The organism is Dorea sp. AGR2135 (assembly GCF_000420885.1).
GTDB lineage: Bacteria > Bacillota > Clostridia > Lachnospirales > Lachnospiraceae > Dorea > Dorea formicigenerans.
Window position 1 is genome coordinate 1 of record NZ_ATVU01000034.1, and the last position, 24511, is coordinate 24511.

General features: G+C 32.5%; 18 protein-coding genes and 1 pseudogene. 2 read left to right on the plus strand and 17 right to left on the minus strand.

Going from position 1 to position 24511, the window contains the following annotated elements; genetic code table 11:
* Window positions 1-322 precede the first annotated feature (322 nt).
* A complete protein-coding gene (locus G593_RS0115755; protein ID WP_029731318.1) occupies window positions 323-1570 on the plus strand; it encodes an IS110 family transposase in 1248 nt (415 codons plus the stop codon).
* A gap of 147 nt (window positions 1571-1717) precedes the next feature.
* Here G593_RS0115755 and G593_RS0115760 read toward each other — a convergent pair whose 3' ends face one another.
* From G593_RS0115760 to G593_RS18805, 17 genes are all read right to left on the minus strand, one after another.
* A complete protein-coding gene (locus G593_RS0115760) occupies window positions 1718-2323 on the minus strand; it encodes a hypothetical protein (RefSeq protein WP_029732328.1) in 606 nt (201 codons plus the stop codon).
* A gap of 16 nt (window positions 2324-2339) precedes the next feature.
* On the minus strand, window positions 2340-3074 hold the full coding sequence (locus tag G593_RS0115765; protein ID WP_005331726.1) for an ABC transporter ATP-binding protein: 735 nt from the start codon (window positions 3072-3074) through the stop codon (window positions 2340-2342).
* An 11-nt stretch (window positions 3075-3085) separates the two neighbouring features.
* Complete coding sequence (locus tag G593_RS0115770; protein WP_029732329.1) at window positions 3086-3862, minus strand: ABC transporter permease; 777 nt, start codon at window positions 3860-3862, stop codon at window positions 3086-3088.
* An 83-nt stretch (window positions 3863-3945) separates the two neighbouring features.
* The gene (locus G593_RS0115775; RefSeq protein WP_029732331.1) at window positions 3946-6120 is read right to left on the minus strand and encodes a glycosyltransferase; all 2175 of its coding nucleotides are present in this window, start codon (window positions 6118-6120) and stop codon (window positions 3946-3948) included.
* A gap of 8 nt (window positions 6121-6128) precedes the next feature.
* On the minus strand, window positions 6129-7835 hold the full coding sequence (locus tag G593_RS0115780; RefSeq protein WP_029732332.1) for a glycosyltransferase family 2 protein: 1707 nt from the start codon (window positions 7833-7835) through the stop codon (window positions 6129-6131).
* 116 nt (window positions 7836-7951) lie between these two features.
* Window positions 7952-8380 carry a glycosyltransferase gene (locus tag G593_RS0115785; protein WP_081646577.1) on the minus strand — a complete coding sequence of 143 codons (429 nt, stop codon included), beginning with the start codon at window positions 8378-8380 and terminating at the stop codon, window positions 7952-7954.
* Window positions 8381-8486: 106 nt separating this feature from the next.
* The gene (locus G593_RS18800) at window positions 8487-8843 is read right to left on the minus strand and encodes a hypothetical protein (protein WP_044994656.1); all 357 of its coding nucleotides are present in this window, start codon (window positions 8841-8843) and stop codon (window positions 8487-8489) included.
* 168 nt (window positions 8844-9011) lie between these two features.
* The gene (locus G593_RS0115800) at window positions 9012-12287 is read right to left on the minus strand and encodes a glycosyltransferase (protein ID WP_196801984.1); all 3276 of its coding nucleotides are present in this window, start codon (window positions 12285-12287) and stop codon (window positions 9012-9014) included.
* A gap of 183 nt (window positions 12288-12470) precedes the next feature.
* On the minus strand, window positions 12471-13910 hold the full coding sequence (locus G593_RS0115805) for a DUF2142 domain-containing protein (RefSeq protein WP_029732335.1): 1440 nt from the start codon (window positions 13908-13910) through the stop codon (window positions 12471-12473).
* Window positions 13855-14676 carry a hypothetical protein gene (locus G593_RS0115810; protein ID WP_005337900.1) on the minus strand — a complete coding sequence of 274 codons (822 nt, stop codon included), beginning with the start codon at window positions 14674-14676 and terminating at the stop codon, window positions 13855-13857. Before G593_RS0115810 ends, G593_RS0115805 begins: the two co-directional genes overlap by 56 nt.
* Window positions 14677-14725: 49 nt before the next feature.
* Window positions 14726-15070: a DUF2304 domain-containing protein gene (locus G593_RS0115815; protein ID WP_005337901.1), complete on the minus strand. Its 345-nt coding sequence runs from the start codon at window positions 15068-15070 to the stop codon at window positions 14726-14728.
* A gap of 14 nt (window positions 15071-15084) precedes the next feature.
* The gene (locus G593_RS0115820; protein WP_005337902.1) at window positions 15085-15774 is read right to left on the minus strand and encodes a glycosyltransferase family 2 protein; all 690 of its coding nucleotides are present in this window, start codon (window positions 15772-15774) and stop codon (window positions 15085-15087) included.
* Window positions 15775-15778: 4 nt separating this feature from the next.
* The gene (locus G593_RS0115825; RefSeq protein WP_005337903.1) at window positions 15779-16939 is read right to left on the minus strand and encodes a glycosyltransferase family 4 protein; all 1161 of its coding nucleotides are present in this window, start codon (window positions 16937-16939) and stop codon (window positions 15779-15781) included.
* 1 nt (window position 16940) lies between these two features.
* Window positions 16941-18218, minus strand: a complete 1278-nt coding sequence (locus tag G593_RS0115830; RefSeq protein WP_005337904.1) for a lipopolysaccharide biosynthesis protein — start codon at window positions 18216-18218, stop codon at window positions 16941-16943.
* Window positions 18215-19330: a glycosyltransferase family 1 protein gene (locus G593_RS0115835; protein WP_005337905.1), complete on the minus strand. Its 1116-nt coding sequence runs from the start codon at window positions 19328-19330 to the stop codon at window positions 18215-18217. The genes G593_RS0115830 and G593_RS0115835 overlap by 4 nt, the downstream gene beginning before the upstream one ends.
* 19 nt (window positions 19331-19349) lie before the next feature.
* Window positions 19350-20219 (minus strand): LicD family protein, encoded by an 870-nt coding sequence (locus tag G593_RS0115840; RefSeq protein ID WP_029732337.1) that lies wholly within the window; start codon window positions 20217-20219, stop codon window positions 19350-19352.
* A gap of 202 nt (window positions 20220-20421) precedes the next feature.
* Window positions 20422-24033 (minus strand): N-acetylmuramoyl-L-alanine amidase, encoded by a 3612-nt coding sequence (locus tag G593_RS18805; RefSeq protein WP_196801985.1) that lies wholly within the window; start codon window positions 24031-24033, stop codon window positions 20422-20424.
* 292 nt (window positions 24034-24325) lie between these two features.
* Here G593_RS18805 and G593_RS20610 point away from each other — a divergent pair.
* Window positions 24326-24511, plus strand: a pseudogene (locus G593_RS20610) (ISNCY family transposase); the annotation flags it as partial.

A 24511-nucleotide genomic window follows, 5' to 3' on the forward strand; every position in this document is an offset into this window, starting at 1 on the left:
TTCATTTTTATATCCATTCCTTTCGCGCTGCTCAAGGCACAAAACGTCATGAAAAAACGTTGGCTTATTGCAGCTATCTTTTTATAATTGTTTCCATAGGGATATTCAGTATACTACAAATCACGGGGAGGTGAGTGGGCTGTCCGTTCATCGGATGACCGTATTTTTATATGTGTAGAATGCTTTTTCAAGCACAAATAAGTGTGCCCTGAGCACGTAACCTTATCTTTGTAAAAACAACTCTCGTTTTTATCCTAAGCATTCAGTCAATGCTGTCTACTCCCTATAATCTATTGAACCTATGGTTCTGAAAGGAGTCCCTATGGCTTTAAAAATTGTGTATCAAATCTGTTGTGGTATTGATGTTCACAAAACTTTTGTTGTTGCCTGCATCGCTTCCACTAACAAACAAGGTGTTACCATCTACAAGCGCCATCGTTTCTCAACCTTCACACAAGGGTTAAAGGAATTGTTACAGTGGCTGCTTGACAATCATTGTAAGGATGTCTGCATGGAATCTACCGGTAAATACTGGATTCCTATTTACAATGTTCTGGAAAAAGATTGCAACATTGTTCTTGCTCATCCTAAATATGTTAAGGCTATCCGTGGAAAGAAAACTGACAAGAAAGATGCCAAATGGATTGCTGACCTCTTCAAGCATGATCTTGTTGCCGGTAGCTTTATGCCACCCGCTGATATCAGACAGCTTCGTGATCTGATGCGCTATCGTTTTAAACTGACCTGCTTTATGTCCAGCGAGAAGAACCGTCTCCAAAACTGTCTCACGGTTTCCAACATTCAGTTGGCTTCCGTTGTCTCGGACCCCTTTGGTAAAAGTTCTCAAAGAATCCTGGATAAGATTCTCGAAAATCCTGATGATACTTCTTTTGATATTGAACCTTTAATTCATGGTTCCATGAAGAAAAAACTTCCCGAACTGGAACTCGCTATTGACGGTTTTATCACACCTGAACAAGCTGGTAAATTAAAGGTTATCAAAAAGCACTTTGAAGATTTGGAATCCCGGAAAGCAGAGCTAGAAAAACTGATCCTTGCGCTCGCCAGTCCCTATCAGCAAGAACTCGACCTAATCCTAACCGCTCCATCATTCAAAAATAAATTCACTGCTATCGGAATCATTTCCGAAATTGGTGTGAACATGGAGGCTTTTCCTTCGGCGAAACACTTATGCTCATGGGCTGGTCTTACTCCAACCAACAATGAAAGTGCAGGGAAGAAAAAATCTGTCCGGGTTTCCAAAGCCGGATGTTATATCAAACCACTTCTAGTTCAATGTGCCAATTCAGTGGTTAAAAGTGAAAAACATCCTGAAATCCGTAACCGCTATCTTCGTTTAAGAAAACGTCGCGGTCACAAGAAAGCAATCATTGCAATAGCAAGAATGCTTCTAACAGCATTATACAATATGCTGAAAAATAAGGAACCCTATAATGCTGAACTTTACCGAAAAAGTGATGCTCTCCCTGTCAATCGTGAGATTACAATTGAACAGGCAATCTTAATTGCACAGTTCCAAGGTTATAAAATCAAGTCAGCTACTGAATAGACCTTAACTTTGCTACATATTCAATTTTAAATGACCACCATCTGATGGTCTTTTTGTGATGTCCTTAATGGAATGGATATCCTCTACTATTCTTTTTCAACCTTTCACCTATGCAAAACAAGGGCAGAATTACTTCTGCCCTCTTCCTTATTCAAATAATTTATAAAGCCATCTCATAAATAATATTATATATGCTGCAAAGCATAATGTCACAATAAATGTTTCTAAATCGAATCGATGTGTTAATGACCTAATAACACCAACACCTTCTATTGTTTGACCAGCATAGATAAGTGTTGCATTCTCATTGGAACCTGGTGTATAAAATACTCGAATACTTCCTGTCGGACATTCCTGCACTGACATCTCCAACATATACTTTTTATCTTTAGTTGCATCAATTCTATCAAATTTAATTTTAAAAAATTTACCATTTCGCACTTTCTTTAAATCTGTTTTTCCTTGTGCAACTACTTCTTTTGAATCCTTTTCTATTATTTTATACGCCATTATCACCTGGCTCTTGTCCAAAACTCCATCTGCCGCAACTTTCAACGAAATACCATCCATATGATTCTCTTTACATACAAATGATTGTTCTAACTTTTTCCCTTGTTCTAAGGTAATTGATTGGAATGCACTTGTATCACAAGATGTATCATAAATAGATACTGCTTTATCAATAATTGCATATACACCTGCCAGACAAAGAATAATCAAACCAATCACAATAACTTTTATTTTTGATTTCATCTTTTTAACTCCTATCCTATGAAGCACTGTATATCTCAGCAATGTTCTTTGATTCACCAAACATCTTCACTACACCTTTATCCAGCCACACTACTTTATTGCACAGTTCTTCTACCTGCTGAATGCTATGTGAAACAAATAATAATGTTGTGCCCGCATCCAACATACGTTTTATACGGTTTTGGCATTTTTCCTGAAATCTAAAATCACCTACTGATAAAACTTCATCTACAATTAAAATATCTGGCGTACCAATTGTTGCAATTGAAAATCCTAGTCTTGAAACCATTCCTGAAGAAAAATTCTTAACAGGTACATTCATAAAATCATGTAGCTCTGAAAATTCAACGATATCATCGTAATACTGCTCCATCATTTGTCTTGAATATCCAAGCAATGCTCCATTCAAAAAAACATTCTCTTCTGCAGTAAGATTCATGTCAAATCCTGCACCCAATTCAATTAGCGGCGCAACAGTTCCATTCACAGATACGCTTCCTTTGGTTGGTTTTAGCACTCCGGCTATAACCTTTAACATTGTACTTTTTCCGCTACCATTTAAGCCAATTAATCCTAATGCATCTCCACGATTAATACTAAAGCTTACATCTTTCAAAGCCCAGAATTCTCCATACGATAATTGTCGCTTTATCGTTTTAATAACATATTCTTTAAAATTATCTACTCTTTCTGATGCAAGACTAAAACGCATCGATACATGATCAACACGAATCACTTCTTGATTCTCCATACTTTCTCTCCTTATATATACAATATAAAGTCATCTTGATTTTTGTAAAACACATATAGTCCAAATACCAGCATAATCAAACATTCAACAATGGCAATTATCATTGATGCAATACTTGGTAATGAATTATATATCATAACATTTCTAAACATTTGCAATATGTTCGTTATAGGATTCAATTTTACAATCGGTGTTAACCATGCCGGTAAAATTGACATTGGATAAATAACTGGTGTTAAATACATAAGTGCTGTCACAAACACAGAATATAAATGCATAATATCTCTGAATTTCACAGTAATCGCTGATAATATTAATCCTACTCCCAATGAAAATAACACAATAAATATCAGTGGAATAGATACTAAAAGTACTGTATAATGCAATTCTACTCTCATTGCAAGCATCACTAAAATCAAAGCTGTAAATGATGCCAACAAGTTAATTGTACTTGAAAATACTCGAGATAATACAAACAAATATTTCGGTACATATATTTTTTTCAACAATGATCCATTGTCCATAATTGCTGACATAGATGCCGTTGTGGCTTCTGAATAAAAATTAAATATCAATTGTCCGCTTAATAAATAAACCGGGAAATATTCCACATCAAATTTAAACAAATTAGAAAACACTACTGACAAAATAATCATCATAAACAGTGGATTTAACAATGTCCATAATACTCCTAACACTGATTTTCTGTATTTTGTTTTTATATCACGTGCAATAAGTTCTCCCAGCAATGGACGAAACTTCTTAAAATTCTGTATATATATTGACACTTTCTTTCCTCCACTTTTTCTTAATATGGTCAAACAATCTTTTTTAGTATATCATTATTCCTCTCATTTAACAAGTTCTCAATTTAATTAACACGATACATACTTAAAATATTATTTTCAATATTCTCCCATTTTCGCTCTTGCGCCGTTTTTTGACCGTTTTCATATAATACTTCTTGTAATACTCGATTCTCCTGCAGCTCTTGTAATAACAGTTTTGCTTTTTCTATATTCCCAGCATCGTATAATAAACAATTTTCTCTATCTTTTAAATATTCGACATTTCCACCATTCGGCACAGCAATAACATATCCACCTGTAGCCATCATTTCAAGCGGAGGATAAGAAAAGCTTTCTAATAAGCTCGTTTTTAAAAGCACATCACATTGGGTATATATCTCCGGAACTTTTTCATATGGAATCTTGTGCAGAAATCGTTCTACTTTATACCATGATTTAGGCTCTGCATTATAAGACATATACCATACTTCATATTGATTTCGGTCTAATTCATTTGTTATTTCAAAAGCCTCGTCCACATTTTTATAATCTACCGCACAATCCCCTTCAATAAGTATCCTGATTTTTCCGGTCATCTCTCTTTTATGACATGCAAATCGTTCCGTCTCCAGACCATTCGGAGCATAGCTTGATTCATGTCCATACTGCTCTTTTAACCACTGCTGACACCATTTTGAAATAGTTAAAAAATTCATATCTTTCCCTGGCATATAGGATTGATTTGCTCTTATTCTTAACGGATCTCCTTCGGTATAAAATCCTGTTTCCCAATTTTGCACAAGATACATCTTGATTTCTGCTCCAATACATTGATCTACAATATCTACCGTTGTCCACATCGTAGCTATCATATATCTTATTTTCCCACGTATCTCTGTATCTTCCAAATTAATTACTGGAATTTTATATCCTTCAAATTCGCACCACTTCTGTTCTCCACTTAATAAAAATAATCCAACATCTTTTCCTGCTTTTTGTAACATAGTGGCATGTTTCAGTGCTACTTTTATTCCACCACTGATTTCCAACCCCGGCAATACAAATATATAGTTATCATTCAATTCATTCCCCATGATTCTTGTCAAATAGCTGCCGCTACGAACAGTTGAAGAATGTGTAATACAATATTGATATGCTTGTTCTCCCAATTTTTTTCGATATAACGAATCTGTAATCAAACGCTCTAACTCTACTTTCCATTCGTCATTATCTTTACATAAAACTCCTGTCTCGCCATTCTTGATACAATCATGAAATGCTCCAATATCACTAGCTATTGTCACAACCTTTACCAGTGCAGCTTCCGTCCATTTATTTTCCGACTTTGCTTTATTAAAAATTGTATCTTCCAATGGTGCAAGATTAATATCCATCTCTGCTAATATCTCAGGAAGTTTTTTCCAGTCTCCAAATGGATGTTTTTTTATTCTTTCTTTCCATGGATTTAACTCTACCGGCAAATCCAGTTCTCCTGTCAAGTATAACTCAACATTTTCATACTTTTTCAAGACTTCTATAAGAACCGGTTTTATCATTTCAAAATCTGCATTATGAGTAATACTTCCACTAAAATAACCTATTTTTACTTTTGTATTATCTTTTTTAATCTTAACAATTGCTTCTTTTGATAATTGAATCATTTTTTCAGAAGCGACATTACGATTAATATATACCTTCGGAATATATTTTCTCAACTCTTCTGCCAGACAATCTGTCGATGTAATTGCAAAATCACACTTTCTAAGCAACTTCTGCATATTCATAACATTATTATCATATGCCTTTTTATCTTCTTCTGGCATTGCCATCACATATTTTATCTGATCTGTATATTGAGTATCTATTACCAGATCATCTATATCATAAATGATTGTTTTATTTAACTGTTTTGCCAAATCAACAAATGTGCCTATTGTCTCTGTCATTGGGCATCTAAAAAATACAAATGCCCGATAATATCTGATTTGATCAATATCTAATTGTGTAAAATATACCTCGTCTGTGGAATAATTGTATGCTTCCAATTGTTCTCTCTGATGCTTTACGCGATAACGCCATGGATGTGGCAAATCTTCTCCGCAGCCACTTATAAATAATATGTCCTTGTATTTTTTTTCGATTTTCCGTCTTAATTTTTTTTGATTTTCAAGATAACTCTTTGTTTTTTTTGCACAGCCTTGTATTCCTTCTTCTTTCACTGCCTTTATTGCTTTTTTTACCAATTGTGTTGTTCCCATTTTTCCACCTATATCTTACCAAGTTTTTTCAATAATGGATGATAATAATTATCTTCTCGTTCAATTCTGTCTTTCCATCGCTCAAAAAGTAAATCATCATTGTTCCAAAAATCTTTGATACTTTTATCTCCAGTATACTTCATAACTGCAAAACAATTCCATACATTCCAGTAATGTTTCTCTAGACATTTCAAACATATCTCTATATCAGCACAATCACCTAAATCAGTTTGAAATCCTCCTGCTCCATCTAATTTTTCTTTTGCTATCATCATACACACACTTGTCAATAGCGTGGTATTCCGTACATGTCGCATATTTGCCTCGTATCCTTGTTCTCTCCACTCTAAACCTTCATTCATAATATGAATTCCTTCTTCTTTGTCAAGAATTCCCCCTCCAAACACAACCTGTTCCTCACTATTTTTTATGCTCACACCTACTACACCTACATCCTGACGGCTTGCATACATTAATAACTCTTCTATCCATTCTTTCCTTTCAGGAATACACTCACAATTCATGTACACTTCGTATTGTCCAGTCATACTTTTTCTTGCATTTTCAAACCATTCATACCGGTTCTTATAATCATTTTTTCTCAAAGTTATAATTTGTATCTGCTCTTCATCATAATCAAAACTCATCTCTGCTGTAGTAATAATTTCCAAAGGCCTATAACTTGTTTTTTTCAAAAGTTCTTTGATATATACTTGATAATCTATTTTTTCTTCTGTCCACAAACACAAACTGACTACTGGTGTTTGCGGAACTTCATATTCTATTCTATATATGGTTTCATATGGCAAATTACATTTTACAGTTCCTTTTTCTCCGCTTCTTTTTAATTGATCCGATATGGCTTTGATAGCTGCATCTACTGCATATTGTTTTACTGAGAGATTCTGAGCAACAGATCCTGCATGGACTCTCCAATAATACAATATCTTAGGAATATGGACGATTTTCTCTGCTTTTTCAGTCAATCGCAACACCATATCATAATCTTGACTTCCTTCATATTCTCGTCGATAAAATTCAGTCATATTATCTAGCAACTGTTTCTTAAAAACAACAAAATGACAAATGTAATTATGAGACCTTAATTCATCCTTTCCAAATCCAGACTTACACACAATATCAATTGAATCTTCTATTTTTTTTTCAAACTTCATTTCATCTGTGTATATAAAGTCTGCACTATTCTGTATCTCTTTCATGCATTCATATAATGCTGATTCATGCAAGATATCATCATGATCCAAAAGTCCCAAATATGTTCCTGTTGCCATCTGTATTGCTTTATTTGTATTGCCTACAATACCTTCATTTTCTTCTAATTTTTTATATATAATCCGATTATCTGCCTCCATATATTTCATACATATTTCTCTTACATATTCATGATCCAAGTCGCTTCCATCTGCCAGGCACAACTCCCAATTTGAATACGTTTGCTTTTCCACAGAATCTATCAACTGTATTAAAAAATCTTTAGGTGTATTATAAAGAGGTGTAATAATACTAATCTTCTCTTCACATTCAAACTTAAACTCTTTCTGTTGCTTTCTTTCCTCCTCGTTTATTAAATGATAGTCACGTATAATCTTTAGTTCTTTTTTTAATGTTGCTTCCTTATTCACATAATTTTGTATTGCATTTATCAAACCTTCACGTTTTATCTTGCCAAATATTTTTTTTAATTTATTCTGCACTGTTTTTCTTCCCCTTTAACGTATATTAGCAGTATCTTCTGATACTGCTAATATACATCAATTACACTTTACATTTCAATCTTTTTTGCCCTAATATCATCTTTACTGCTTAAATCCTATTTATCTTTACTTCTATAATTCATTAAGCCTAACTTCTCAATCATCTTTAATGATGCAGAATATAATGAATCAACACTTGTCTCATCTGCCAATTCACCCAGTGAATATTTAGCCACTATTTCTGCATGACCTCCACATTTAAATGAAACAATCGGTACATTCAACAGCACCAGTTCTTGAACAACATATGAAAAAGTTTCATTGCAAATACTTGAAAATACTACAAAATTAATCTTTTTTTCTGTTAGAATTTTTCCAAGTTCTTCCTTATCATAATACTCTGTCGCTTCAAATTCTGTCTCTTTTACCGATGGCCCTATAATTAATGGTTTTACATTATATTCCTTTTTCAACAAATCCATTAATTCTTCAAAAAACTTCGCCCCTTTAGGTGCATCATATCTTCCGACAAATCCAATATTAATTAAATACTATTTTTAGGCGAAGTATAATGTGTTGCGTTTTTACTCAATGTAGAACTATGATAAATCACTTTCCCTGTGTGTTAGGATAGTTGTCAGTGAAAGACAATTACTTTTGTGGTAGTATATAGCTATCATAGGAAGCGAAATTTTCTTTTAGTTGATTAATATATTCTGTTATAACAATGATAATTGTAGCTATTAAATCATTCTGTGAATTCCAATTGTCTACCCTCGAATAATACTTCATTCCGTCAGAAAACCAGTTAACATTGTTATGAGAGCCAAACAAACGTCCTTCTTTTTTTCCATACAGTTCAAAATGCAACAATGGATTATAATTTATAATATCTGGATTATTATTCATATACATTTCTGTTGAAAAATATGGAGATGGATCATACCCTAATTTCCATCCGATATTCAAATAGTGACTTACCGCTTCTTCTTTATTTATATGATACATTTCCGAATACCATTCACTATTAAACAAAGATGAATTTTATATCACTTTCTCTACAATAATTACTGGTTCATTTTGTGAATCAGCCCCCCTTTTTAAATTAGTGGCTGATTCATCATATGCAACAATTTTTCTCTTTAATATCTTTTTTAACATTACAAATTTTCCTCATTATCCTACTATTGTCTTGAACACTTCCAGCTCCATGTCATCTGTCATATACTCTTTCATAACTCTTTCATGTGCAGCAACTGCTAATTGATTTCTTAAATCATCATTTTTAATAAACTGCTGCAATTTGTTTGTCCATTCTTCTGAATTTTTGCACAAAAATCCATCTACGCCATCTTTTATTACAGTAGCTAATTCGTTATTCCAACTCGCAATCGTCGGAACTTTCACCAAGGCAGCTTCCATCCACTTATTTTCAGATTTGCATTCATGAAATATCATATTTTCTAAAGGCATTAAATTAATATCCGCTTTAGCTATAAGTTGTGGTAAGTCTTGCCAGGCAACAAACTTAAATGTCTCAATCTGATCTTTTACCTCATTAAATTCTGCTGGTAATTCAATTTGCCCGCCTATTAACAAATGTACATTGACATTTTTTCTCATGATATCAAGTAATTCTTCTTTGATACTTTCAAAATCATCATTATGAGTCTTTGTTCCACTAAAATACCCTAATGTAATATAATCTTTTTCAACCTTATCTACTGTCAATGAAGCAATTGTCATCTCCATACTTGCTACATTTCGATTAACAACCACCATTTTTCCGGGGAACTGTTCTTCTATCACTTTCTTTAAACTTAAAGTAGACACAATATATCCATCACAAAGGGTCATACAGTTTTTAATCAATTTTGTATAGTTTTCGTAATTTCTATATTCTTTTCCTCTCAAAAAACCGGTATCTTTAATATCCTCATAATTAAAAATATAATCATCAATATCATAAAATATGTTTTTGTTCAGTTTCTGTACTTTCTTTTTTAATCTCTTCAGTTTATCAAAATCCGAAATTCTATAAGCAACTACACTATTGTATTGCTTCAAATTACATTTTTTAACATCTTTTATTGATACACACTCTGATGAAATTCCTTTTCGTATCAATTGCTCTCTCAAATGATCAATTCGATACCTCGATGAAAATGTAACTTCCTGAACCACAAAAAGTATTTTTTGAGTATTTATTTTTTTATTACAGCACTCTTTAATAACTTGATTTCTCGTTATTGTCTCATACACAGACGTTGCTGAAATCTTTGGGATAATAATTCCTTTCTCATATTTTTTCACTCGTTCAGCTGGTGCCCCGATGTCAAAACACATAACAGGCATTCCCATCTTCATAATTTCTTCTGTTGTATATGAAAATGTTTCCGGCCATATTGATGGTATCAAAAATGCGTCTATATCGTTTTCTAAAGTCAACCTAGGGATTGATCCTCTTGTATATGCTCCTGTCTGACTAAATACCGGACTATTAATATCAACACATGAAGTTCCAATCAATTTTATCCGTATATCTAAATTTTCTTTTTCAATTCTATCTACTAGTTGTGCAACAATATCTCCACCTTTGTGCTTTGTCAAAACTCCTAAAAGTCCTATATTCAAGGTCTTCGTAGTCTTATTTTTCTTTTCTATCCGTGGCATGTATCCTATTTGATGCGGAATCACTACAATATTCTCTAACATGCCAAATGTTTTTTCAGCAATTTCTTTAGTGCTATTAGAAAATACAACAACCTCATCACAAGATCTTAAAAATGTTTTCCATTCCTCTCTCCATTGTTCCATGGAACCATAATCTAACGCCTGTAATGATTTATTATTTTTCAAGCACTGATTACAAGTCTCACACGATGGCAACTCACAGTATTTATCTTCATTATTAAGTAAATTAATTGTAGGACAAACTGCAAAGAAATCATGGAATAACATTTTTACAGGAATGTTATTCTTTTTAGCTGTTTCTTTTATATTTTTTAATTGCTCATACAATACTGGATAAGTTACTAATTCATTAATCCAAATTTCATCGATACACAAATATTCCAATATCCTTGGTAAATTTTTTGTATCATTATATTGCATCTTTAATTCATCATTTTTCCAATAGTAACTAATTTTAAATAAATCTTTCAGATAATCATAACGAATAATAATAAATTCCTTACCTTCAGCCAGGCATTGCTTCTTCTTATTTTCTAAATATTTAGTTGCCCCTCCTCCAAGTGAATGGTCAAACGCAAGAATAGTTTTTTCTGTTTTATATTTACGTAATAATTCAAACTCTACACTCTGTCTTATATCCTTATTAGGATCCTGTGCACAAAATTTCGCAACATCACTGCTATAAGCCGGATGTTTCTGCAATAACTTTTTTTCATGCTCTTTTAAATATCTTTTTTTATCTTCACTTTTGAAACTTCCACCATGATTATGAAAAACAAAAAGATTCTCTACATGAACATTTTTATATCCTTTTTCTATTGCACGTTGACACCAGTCATTCTCTTCTCCATAACCTTTTCCAAACGTTTTTGCATCAAAATTACCAATTTCCTGAAGAACTTCCCTATTGATTCCCATGCAAAAACCAACTCCGGTTGGCAACTCTTCATATCTTGGCTGTATCTTTTTGAATTCACTGTCAATCTGTTCTACAGTTAAATCCAAAAATAATTTATTATCATAACCAAATTTAGGAAAACTACAAATTGTACCACAAGTCGTATAAGGTGTCGTCGATGCTATCTCTTTATTTTCAAATATTGGGAGCATTAATCTTTCAAGCCATTGACTTGGAAGTTCTACATCCGTATTCACAAGTGCAACATGGTTTTGACTAATAGCAAATCCTCTGTTGACCGTCTGAACAAATCCTAAATTTTCTTCATTATTCAATAGTATTACATTATCATTTTCTTTGGCATATGCTTCCAGATAATCTTCAACGCGAGTATCAGGACTTTTATCATTAATCAAAATCAATCTGTAATTCATATCTGTTAACTTTATAGATGGCAACAACTTTTCTAAATACTGATAACCATTGTATACAGGTACAATAATATCAACACTCTGTGCATAATACTCTTTTGGAAATTCAAATGTATAAGAATTTTTACTATTCATTTCCATTACAATGTCAACCACTTTTTCCGTTGAATCAATTTCTACAACTCGGCCTTCTCTCTCTTTATTGACTTCGCCATCACTAATCACTTTTCCAAGGCGTAACCTATATTTTTTACTTTCACATGAAAATACTAACCAAACATTATATTCCTTAATATTTTCAACAATCGCTTGAGCATAAAAACCACTTTGTTTTGCATTATCAATTTTTAAATTCTGATACACATCATTTCTTGTAACTCCATATTTTCCCTTTATCAAAAAACTGGACTTAGTTTTATCCTCAATCAAAAAATGTACATTCTTAAATCTGTATTTTGTCGAGCACATCCAACCTCTTATTGTTAAAATGTTGCCTGATTGTCGACATTCATCTACAATATAATAAATTCCCATTTTTTTTTGCTGTATTCTAGAAAACATAACCTTACAAATAATTAGATATATATCTAATTATCTTCCTCCTTTTTGATTCTATATAAGCCAATACCTCTTAATTAAAATATAAATTATATAAACATACAATGTCAGCCCCATAACTTTTAATATCAAATTCTGTTTTTTTGATTCCATAAAAGTAGAAGGTGGAATAGGCAGAAAAAACAATGAACAAATAGGAAGATAATATCTTCCCTGTAATCCTCCAATATAAGGAATTTGATATAATGCTTCTTTTATTTCATAAGTTTCTTCTGCAAATTCACTTCCGTACAATGTTACCATGATTGTATGATTTGTTAATGCAATTGTAATAAATAAACACAATATAATTGCTGTTCCTTCAATAATTAAAGCATCTTTTAATTTTATATGTTTTTCATCATTTGCATTATAAACAGTTGCAAACATAATAACAATTAAAAAAACAATTATTGCGACGCCTAAACATATCGGCGTATCCAACCAACCCAAATTCCCTACTGTAGAAACAAACAAAAACTCCCCCCATGTTCTTCCAGTAGCATATAACAAATAAATTGCTCGTTTCCATTCTATTACAAATCCATATATTATTTGAACAAACCATACTTTTCTAAATATGTATACTCCTACAAACACAAGTAAAATCGCACCTATACTTATTGGCACCATTACACTTTTTATAATTTGAGCATTAATTTTACAAAATCCAAGATTGATATGTATTTTATCTAATGGCAAAATAAAAATTAAAATTATAAACAATATATATGGAATCTTTATATAAGTTATTATTCCCCAAATCAATATTATTCCCATAATATCTCTCAATTCTATATATGTTTTTTCATATTTCAAATATAACATATAAGAAATAAACAAATAGCATAACGGGATTAATACAGCATCATAATTTATACTGGCTGCCTGTTGTAAAGCCATTGGAAAGATCATAAACCATGCCATCATATTCTTTTTAATTGGCATAATCTGCAATGCTTTATAACAAATATATGAATAAAACAAAAGCGCAAATAATTCTCCTAATTGCAATACCCAAAAAGCCGGTAATCCGAATATAATTCCTATATAAATACCTATCGTTGCAGGAAGATGCTTTATAACTGCCACCGTTATTTTCTTAGGTAGCATTTCCTTCCTTGAATATATCGGCTTTTCTGTTAATACATTTTTCTGTTCTTCTATATTAATTTTTTTATCGTAATTATATGCTATATCTTCTGTTTCAAGTTCTATACTTTTCATTATGTTAGAAGCAAATTTCTCTAGCCCTACTGAATTTCCAATCATATTTAAATGAGAATATTCATCAGGAGTTTGCCCTGTCGGAACTAATATAGACATAATCAATCCTAATATCAATATAAAAATTGCTACTCTTTTTTCTTGTCCCACTACCTTATTTTTACTATTCATTTTAAAATTCCATTCTTTTATTAGTAAGTCCTTTTGATTTAGTCTGCTGTTTTTCAACTCCAATTTCTTCCATTGCCTCTGCAATACTATCCTGAGTCGATGTATCTCCATTTTCGTCAATAGTAATAACTGGAGTTTCTATCGCATCTTCGCTATTCTCATTTTCAATAGCACTTTGCATTTCTATATGTTTACTTTTTTGTTCTTCACATACTTCCCCCACACTAAAATATGCATTTATTTCTAAATCTTTGGCAGAAAAATAGCAACTTTGACCATCGTAAAATGCATATACTCCACTTATATGATAAGTTCCTCGCTCAAAATTATTTTGGAACAAATAAACATTGTCTATATTCTTTATCTGACTAAGTTTTATTTGCTCGCCATTTTCGTTTTCAACTAGTAACTCCAATTGTTTTATATTATTGTCTTCTAATGCAACAATAATATTTTGTTGTTCTCCAACTGCTTGTTCTGCTTGATTTATATATATTTTTTTTAATTTTAAAGTATTCTCTTTTCCATGAGTTGATGATAAATCGGACTTTGATTCATCATTCTCTAAATTGTTCGCTGTATCTTCATTTTCTACTGTATTTTCACTTTCTACTGTGTTTGCACTCTCAACTATATCTTCATTTTCTACTGTATTTTCGCTTTCTATTGTGCTTTCACCGGTTTGTTGCTCAAATCTATTTTCCTCTAAAACATTTCTATCTTCTGAGTTAGTTCCCGTCGCATACACATTTTCTATTGAAAAGGACGTTATTAAAATTGTGAAAATCATAAATAATGATACTATCCGAAATAGCTTTTTCATATTATACTCCTTTTATTTCTTTAGCTTTACATTATAATTACATGAATAATCATCTGTTACTTTTGTTACTTTCTTCAAACAATGCTACCTCTTGCGCTAATTTTTTCACTTGATTTGACATTCTGGATACAGCTATTGTCAACACAAAAATAATTACTAACGAAAAACAAAAACCCAGAAAAAATAACATATTGATAGGATTTGCTACCCCAGCCTTAACAGCTAACCATGTTATTGCTTGCGGAAAACAGTCCAATACTACTATTGCGATTCCAACACCTAGCCACGTTAAAGCATATCTTAATTCCAACTCTTTTTCACGAATCATATTTACAATTACACAAAGAGCTAAAATTATAATAACACCTACTACTATCTGGACTCGAATATTCATAATTAATCCTCCCTTTAATTTCTTATTCGTTCAATCAATATTGCCAGTGTCACCTTTATCATATAATATATAGATTTTTTAGGTGATATCGAAGATACACCACCTTGTCTTTCCAACATAACTACTGGGATTTCCTCAATCTTCATATTTTTTCTTAAAACAGCTACTATACTTTCCGGTTCTGGATAATCTCTTGGATAGTCTTCTGAAAAGATTTCCATAACATTACGTCCTATCATTCTTAACCCTGATGTTGGATCTGTAATTTTTTTTCCTGTCAACACTTTTATTAATTTTGAAAAGAACTGAATTCCCATTCTTCTTGTTATCGATGACTGAAACCCCTTTTTTTCAATAAATCTTGACCCAATAACCATATCCACTTGATGTTCTATCAAGTAATCAGCCATTGTATTCAAAAACTCTGGATCATGCTGTCCATCTCCATCAACCTGTACCGCGACATCATATCCATTTTCATAAGCATATTTATATCCTGTTTGAACCGCACCACCAATTCCTAAATTAATTGGTAAATTTACTATATTAAACTCTTTTTCTTCGCATATTTTTCTGGTATTATCAGTCGAACAATCATTAATAATTACATAATCAAAACCTTGCGCACTTTTTTGTATTGCGTTTACAGTTCGTTCTATATTTTCTTCTTCATTATATGCCGGTATAATAATTATCTTCTTCACGTTGTTACTTCTCCTCACATATTTTTTCCACTTTATGCGCCACGATATCCCATATGAAATTATCCATTATTCTTTGATATGTAAGTTCTATTCCTCTTTTCCGTTTATCCGGATTATTAATAATATCCATTAATGCATTATACAATAATTCCTCTTGATTATTTAATATCACACTTCCATATTCATCATTTATTAAAAGCTCTTTTGCTCCGCCTCTCGCTGTTGTTAGAATATAACATCCACAAGCAGCTGCCTCTAATATGGAAGTTGAAAATCCTTCCGAAAAAGATGGTAAACAAAAAATATCTGATTCCGATAATAATGTCACTATATGCTCAAAGTCAATTCTTCCTACTGGAATAATATGTGTGTTTTTTCTCATATTAACTTCATCTTGCATATCTCCATCACCTGCAATAAACAAATAAACATCTTCCCGTTCTTTATTTATTTTATCCATTACATTCAAGAGACTTGGCAATCCTTTTTCTTTAAGAAGACGCCCTGTAAATGTGATAACTATCGCATTTTCTGAAATAGTATATTTTTCTCTATACATTTTTTTCATATTTTTCTGTATATTTTTCACTTCCTCAAGATCTATTGAATTATACAGAATACCTTTTGCTTTAATGTGAAAATGTAATAACCACTCATTACACGCACCTGAAACACCATAATAATCTTTGCAAAATATTTGATCAATTTTCGTTAAAGAATGTTCAAAAACAGCCCCAACAAAATCCCAAAATTTATTATGCACTGATAAATGGCTTGTACCATGATCAAGTGTAATACATTTTGCTTTTATCCTTTTTGCAAACATCATACCATACAACGAATGCGGATAAAATCTTGTGTTCACAATTACCATATCAAACTTCTTTTTCTTCAGAACCCTATTGATTTTCCAAAATCTCGCATTCACTTTTAATACTGGATATCTCCCAGCCAATAAATTCCAACAAGGAACACGATAAACGGGAATTTCATTTACTCGTTCATATTCTGGTAATCTATATACATTTGAAGTTACGATAACAACTTCATTTCCATCTTCAATTAATTTTTTAGCTAAATTATACGTGTACCGCTCAACTCCTCCTAAATGAGGAAAATATTGAGCTGCAAATATACAGTACCTTTTTTTTGTTTTACTATTCACCTTATTGTTCCTTTAATTCCTTTCCGTCTTTCCTTAAACATATTATAAAAATCAAAAATGTAACTATTAGAAAAACCATCATACTTGTAGAATAAGCAAAGGCTGCACCTAACACTCCCCATTTATCAACCATCTTGCCGATCACAATTTCTATATATATCCATGACAAAACATACGAAAACAACAAAAGATATTGTCTTCGAATTACAATCAACGCATTATCAAAAACATATGAAAATGTACATAAACACCCACCAGTTATCATAATTAGTAATTCCATTCGGTATTTTGACAAATCCAAGCCATATAAAATTGAAAGAATTGGTATTCCAAGCCATGCACTTCCCCCTAATACAATAATTGAAATTCCTAGAAGGCATATAAATATCATACCCACTATTTTTAAAAATCCCTTCTTTCGTCCTGCATTCCATTCAATTGCCATCTTGGTCAATAGTGGTCTAAAAACAATATATATTAATGTTAAAACTGAAGCCGGCATAAATAATATATTAAATACTGTTTGCATCCCGCTTTCCATTCTTCCTTGCTCTATTACATAATCGATTCTAATTTTAGGTATATTTATAATCGCAGTCATTAAAAAAGAGTTTACAAATATAGGAAATCCCTCTTTAACCAAACTCCACACCCATCGTTCATTTTTTGTCCATTTTTCTTTTATGTCAAATGCTTTAACTTTCAGTGAATACCTAACATTGAACACGATAAAGCTACATATATAACTAATCAACAATATCAAACATGAGATCAACAAATTTCTTAATATCATTAAACTTGCAGAAAAAAGTATTATAGCAAGAAATATTCTATATGTAATAGCTTTTCCCACCAAATCTAATCTTTCTTTTTGTTGAAAATACCCCTCATATACATCGGCCAAAGACTCTACAAGTCTAATTAAGCAAATAATAAAAATAACAATTGTTTTATATATATCATAATGCTTACTCAGTAAATATCCCACACTACACACAATCATTACAATTAACGTAAATATTCGGAATATCAAATATTGTCCAAACTTAAACTTTTCTGTAACATCAGTAGCCTGGTACATTCGAATTTGATAAGTACCAATTGTCGCCATAATCTGACTGATTGACCACCCAATACTAAATATATCCGCCTCATCACTTTGTAACATTCTTGTTACTACCATTAACGTTATTACTGACAACAATGAATTAAATAAACTTCCCATTATATTCCATATGAACACTTCATTTTGATTGGGTTTACAATTAATATCTCTCATATATCTTTATTTTCTCCCACTTTGTTCAAATAAAAACATTGTAGTTCATTTGCAATGTTTTCAATATCATACCCTGCTTTTACAATATTAGATTTAGAATTTTCCCTTTGAAAACCTGATATTATTTTTATTATCTCATCAGCCCACTTCGACGCACCCTTTTTCAAGCTTTGTTTCCACACATGCTTTGTTACTACAGCTTCATCAGGAATATATTCAGAAAAAAAACACGGAAGTCCTGCTGCTTGTGCCTCTATTCCTACAATTCCAAGGCCTTCATAAAATGACGGAAATAAAAAAACATCAAACAGATTCATAAGATCTGGTATATCATTTCGGACTCCTAAAAACATTACTTGTTTCTCTAAACATTTCTCTGAAACATATTTTTTAATCGATTCTTCTTCAATTCCTCGACCTGCTAACATTAAAATTGATTTTTTATCTTTTATATATATTTCTTCAAATACGTCGATAACAAATTTATGATTTTTTTCCGGCGAAAATCTACCAACATGTCCTATTATCAACTTGTTCTCAAGTCCATATTTTTTCTTTAATTTTTCATGTCGTTCCAAAGTATATTTATATTTTTCACTGTCAATTGCATTATTAACAACTTCAAATCGTTCCGAATTAATTATCTTATTTCCAAACCGATCAATTCCAGCTTGCTTTGAACACGCAAAAAAATAATTCGCAATATATCGAACTCTATAGGAAAAAATATTAAAGATAAAATTTTCTAATTTTCGATTTGATTTTGTTGCATGACTATGAGCGATTGTATAAGCACCTCTTTTTTTCGCTGCTTTTAAATATGCCGGTGCCAAACTGCCAATATGCCCATGAACAACCTTATATGGATATTTTTCAAAAAATTTTCTAAATTCTTCGCATAATCTAAAATAATTATATCCTTTAAAAGCGGTCATGCGATAAATGTTTCCACCTAGTTGTAGTATTTCATCATCATAGTCTCCTTTTTCAGAAGAAAATACCATAAAATCGAACTGAACTTTCGAGCGATCAATATTTCGATATATATTCATTATAATTGTTTCTGCACCCGCGCGATCCATTTTACCAATAACTTGAAGTACTCTAAGCATTATTCTCTCTATCCCTCTCCTACTTATAAATATCACCAAAATCAATAATATATGGAGCATGATTCACTCTTTGATCTATTGGAGGTAATTTCATATAGTCTCCATATGTCCGTTTTAAATGTTCATCAACATTATCCATAACCTCAATTGTCATATTTTCAAATTCGACTTTCTTCAACGGAAACATTTTCCTAACTGTAGAACGATATTTTAATGAACTCCCATCACCAAAGGAAGTTACTACATCGGTATCTATCATATTATATTTCGTACATTGCTTTACAAACAATCTGTAAATAAATCTAGGTGAAAAATGCATTATTTTTGCAATATAATGTACACACCAACAAATTCCTGCTGCCATATAATATTTAATTCCCGTATAAGGAATAATCGGATGTGCAGAGCCACATAAATATATTAATCTATCCAAAAAAAGTGTTATCATTTGTTGTTTCCTTGCCTGTTTTTTTTCAGGCGCAATGCAGTCAAACGGAAAAATATCTATAAATATGCACTGATCACATTCCAATTTATCACTGAGATATGAAATAAATTTTGTATCTTTTCTTTGAAATTTCGTTACACAACAAGCATATTTTTTTTCAATTTCAGGTGTCATAATTTGATATTTATCACCCATTTCTTTTTCAGCAACTTGAATAAAAATATCGTAATCTTTTCTCAACATTCCAACATCAATATCATCATCCCACGGAATAAATCCCTTATGTCTGACAGCTCCGAGCGCTGTTCCAAAAACCGCAAAATATTCTAAATTATACTTTTCACATATTTTCTGTAAATCACTTAGCATTTCCAATTGAAGCGTATGAAGCTTTTGAAGGATCTCTGGTTCATATTCTTTATTTCTCTTTATGTTTTTCATTTTATTTTTCTCCCGAAATCATTATATACTTTACAATTTTCATTTAAGTATACCATAATGTACTCAATCGGTAAAGTTAGCCTATATACATTCTATTATACTTTTAGTATTACTTTTAGTATTTTTATTTTTTAATAATAAATTCAAAAAACAAGAACAGACCATCCATTTAAGACAGCTTGTTCTTGCCTTTCCCATACTTCTAAAAACTATTCACAATTTTCATAAGATTAAATCCATATCCTGCACTTGCAGCCCAGCCTTTTCCTGCTGGATTTTCTTTTATTCCAAGCCACTCTACATAAGGTGCTGTATTTCGTGTTACATATTTAAATCTTTCATCTACTATTTGCGTTGCTTTCAAAGGTTCTGCAGATGCATATGCTTTTAAATGCTGAACCTGAGCTTTAATTCCAGTTCGCACATCTCTAAAACTGTTACCTTTTACCCCATTACCTGTTGCACCTAATCCGCCAAAGTTAAACTGATTAATTTCTACATCTCCACCATATTGAAGATATCCTGTTTCTATCATTATCTGTGCATACAAAATTTCTGGTCTAACATTTTCGAATACTGCTTCATCATATATTATTTCACAAAAAGTGACAATATCTGGCGCCCCACCTATTACTCCTAATTCTCCTACTCCATTTAAGGCATTGCTTGGATATAATTTCCCACTAGTCATATAATGAGCAACCATCTTTTCTACAACTGTAACTCTGTCTTGTCCCACTGTACTATTCCCCATAATTGACGTTACACCAGTGTAACTAAGAGCACCATTCGGGATTTTCTTTAAAGATTTATTGAAATAATACCATTGATTTTCTATTTTCTGATATCCGGTAAGCATAGCACCATTAGAATCCATATAATACCATTGATTATTTACATTCACCCAGCCTGTTCTCATTATTCCAGTTGACGAGTCTAAATAATACCAAGTATTCCCAAGTAACAACCAACCTTTTTTCGGACTTCCGTCTATAATATAATACCAATCTTCATTTTCCAGGTTCCAACCTGATTGAACATTTTTACATACTCCATCTGCTCCAAAATCATATTTTTGTCCATCAATTGTTCTTACTCCTGTAACCATAGTTCCTGATTGTTCAAAATAATAGCGTACATTACCAAAAGACTTCCAACCTGTCTTCATTTTTCCGTCATTTTCAAACCAATACCATGTATTGTTTAATAATAACCAGCCTGTTTTCATTGCTCCTGAGCTTTCAAAATAATACCAGCTATCATTTATATTCTGCCAGCCTGTTGCCATTTGCTCCTTGTCATTAAAATAGTATGTAGCACCTCCTATTTGTTTAAATCCTTTCGCATATGTTCTGTCCGAATTGCAATAATACCAGATTCCATTTTGATATATCCAGCTATCCACTACATACCCTGTATCGCAAAATTGATATCTTTTACCTTCTACACTACAGTTGCCGACATACATATTTCCAGATAATCCAAAATAATACCAATATGCTCCAAAATCTTTCCAGCCCGTTGCCATCTTTCCATCTGATTCTAACCAGTACCATGTATTTCCTAACTGTAACCAGCCTGTTCTCATAGCTCCCATACTATCAAAATAATACCAGTTATTATCAACATACTTCCAACCTGTTACCATTCTTCCGTTGCTTTCAAAATAAAACTTGTTTTTTCCTATCTGATTCATACCTACTGCCATGGTCAAATCATCTTTCGTATAATACCACGCATTATCTTTTATATACCACCCCGTCAGTATTCCTCCACTGGTTCCAAAATCATAACTTTTTCCATCTATTGTTTTTTTACCAATACACATTGCTCCATTTTTTTCAAAATAATAACTATATGCTCCAACCCTTTTCCAGCCTGTCATCATCTTTCCGTCATTTTCAAACCAATACCATGTGTTGTTCAACAATAACCAGCCTGTTTTCATTACTCCTGAGCTTTCAAAATAATACCAGCTATCATTTATATTCTGCCAGCCTGTTGCCATTTGCTCCTTGTCGTTAAAATAGTATGTAGCACTTCCTATCTTTTTAAATCCTTTCGCATATGTCCTGTCCGAATTGCAATAATACCAAATTCCATCTTGGTAAATCCAGCTATCAACCACATATCCCGTATCACAGAACTGATATCTTTTACCATCTATACTACAATTTCCAACATACATATTGCCAGATGGGCCTAAATAATACCAATATCGGCCAAATGATTTCCACCCTGTTACCATCTTTCCATCATTGTCCAACCAATACCAAGTGCTTCCTAACTGTAGCCAACCCGTTCTCATCGCTCCAGAACCATCAAAATAGTACCAAGTTTCCTCCATCTGCTTCCAACCTGTTACCATCCTTCCATCTGCTTCCAGATAAAATCTAACTCCATTAAGCGTAATCCAACCGTTTTCTCTGTAACCCGCAGCGTTAAAATGATACCACGCACCATTTATATAAGCCCATTGGTTTGCCGGATATGTTCCATCTGCATTTCTGAACCACCAACCTGTGGAATCTTGAATCCAAGTTCCTTTTGTCAGCCCAAAATAATTCACTATTCCCGCCGCATCCGCTTGTCCAAGTCTTTTTAAATTATTTTCATTTGACAAAAATGCCGCATCCGAAGAATTCGTAATAAATGCATGCTCAATTATAATTCCAGGAAATCCTGCATTTTTACTTCCTCTGATCACACCAAACTTATCAGCCAAACTCCCATCTGCATATGTATCACCTGTACCTGAATTTTCAATTTTCACACCTCGATTATATAACCCTAATGCAACCAATTGTTCTAATACTTTCGATGCAAGTTTATTTCCTTCTGCGCCTATATCGCTACGATAATTCGAGTTTGGATAATATACTTCTGCGCCATGAGCTCTAGATGCACCTGAATTCATGTGAATGCTAACATATACATTTGCACCAACACTCTTTGCATAGGCTACCCTTTTTGCATTATCATTTGTAGAAGATGTTCCCGGATTCGGACAAGCTTCGCTTTCTCTTGTCATATATACCGTTACACCACTATACTGTTGTAATTCTTCCTTGCAATAACGTGCTATTTTTAAAGTCAATACTTCTTCTCTTAACCCATTAACTCCAATTGCCCCTGCATGCGTTGCATCATGGCCTGGATCCAACACTACAACAACATTTTTAGTCTTTGCATCAGATGCTACTGCTCTACTCTTTGTTGAATCTGCCTGCTGAGCTGCAATTGCTTCTTCAATTGAATTTTCTGAAATTTGATTCCCTTCCTCATCAAACGAAACAACATCTTCTACTATTTCATTATCACTTGATGAATCCGGATTACTTATTTGTGCATCTGCATCTGTCTCCACCTCTGTATTAACACCATATTTAGCATCAATCCCAGCTTCTGAAAATTCGATTTTACGATTTTCTCCAGATACACTATAGTCTAAAGAATCCAGTTGATATTCTCCTGTTTCAGCATTTTTCACATAAGACATATCAAACATCAACGCCTCTTCATTACTCTGTGTCATTTCAGCCTGATAGGTCTTACCATCAGATACTCTATGATAATTCAATGTTGCTGCCTCAACTATAATTCCGTTTCCTACAGAAACCACAATCTGCTGCTCATCACCCTGTTCAATATATTTTTTATTAACAACAACATAATTCAATTTATCAGTTTGCTGTGTAATTTCATTTTCTTGATTCTCTTCTACTGTATCATTGTTTATTTTTTCATCATGTAAAGTAACATCTGGCACGTTTTCAGTAGTCTCCAGTTTTTGAGAATCATCATTAGATTTCATCTCTATATTTGCATCCTCTGTCACCTCTTGCTGTCCCTCTGCAAAAACTGCCTGCATCGGTGTCATAAGCAACATTGTAATTGTCAATGCTATACTAATTATCTTTTTCGCCTTCATGCTAGTTCCTTCCTTTCTTTAAGTTCATTATTTAGGCGTTTGCGAAACGCCACAAGCCGCATGAATACGGCATTTTTCTGTTATGAAAAACAAATAACCCCTCACTGGATATGGTATAATAGAGTTGACTAAAAACTAAAAACCATCACCCAAGAAAGGAGTTATTCTGATACCTATGATACCATATAAACAGCTTTCTTTAGCAGAAATTTTTACAGATTGCCAAGAAAAACTTGATAATGACAAACCTGCGTTTCTCTCTCTATTAGAAACTCATATCGACATTGATGAAATTATTCCGATTTCCTTTAGAAACCATTTTTATGCATCAACGGGCAGAACCCGTAAATACTCTTTGCAA

Coding starts and splice junctions, on each gene's coding strand:
- G593_RS0115755 (WP_029731318.1), top strand. CDS start 323: ATGGCTTTAAAAATTGTGTATCAAATCTGTTGTGGTATTGATGTTCAC.
- G593_RS0115760 (WP_029732328.1), bottom strand. CDS start 2,323: ATGAAATCAAAAATAAAAGTTATTGTGATTGGTTTGATTATTCTTTGT.
- G593_RS0115765 (WP_005331726.1), bottom strand. CDS start 3,074: ATGGAGAATCAAGAAGTGATTCGTGTTGATCATGTATCGATGCGTTTT.
- G593_RS0115775 (WP_029732331.1), bottom strand. CDS start 6,120: ATGGGAACAACACAATTGGTAAAAAAAGCAATAAAGGCAGTGAAAGAA.
- G593_RS18800 (WP_044994656.1), bottom strand. CDS start 8,843: ATGTATCATATAAATAAAGAAGAAGCGGTAAGTCACTATTTGAATATC.
- G593_RS0115810 (WP_005337900.1), bottom strand. CDS start 14,676: ATGAAAAAGCTATTTCGGATAGTATCATTATTTATGATTTTCACAATT.
- G593_RS0115815 (WP_005337901.1), bottom strand. CDS start 15,070: ATGAATATTCGAGTCCAGATAGTAGTAGGTGTTATTATAATTTTAGCT.
- G593_RS0115830 (WP_005337904.1), bottom strand. CDS start 18,218: ATGAGAGATATTAATTGTAAACCCAATCAAAATGAAGTGTTCATATGG.
- G593_RS0115835 (WP_005337905.1), bottom strand. CDS start 19,330: ATGCTTAGAGTACTTCAAGTTATTGGTAAAATGGATCGCGCGGGTGCA.
- G593_RS0115840 (WP_029732337.1), bottom strand. CDS start 20,219: ATGAAAAACATAAAGAGAAATAAAGAATATGAACCAGAGATCCTTCAA.
- G593_RS18805 (WP_196801985.1), bottom strand. CDS start 24,033: ATGAAATCTAATGATGATTCTCAAAAACTGGAGACTACTGAAAACGTG.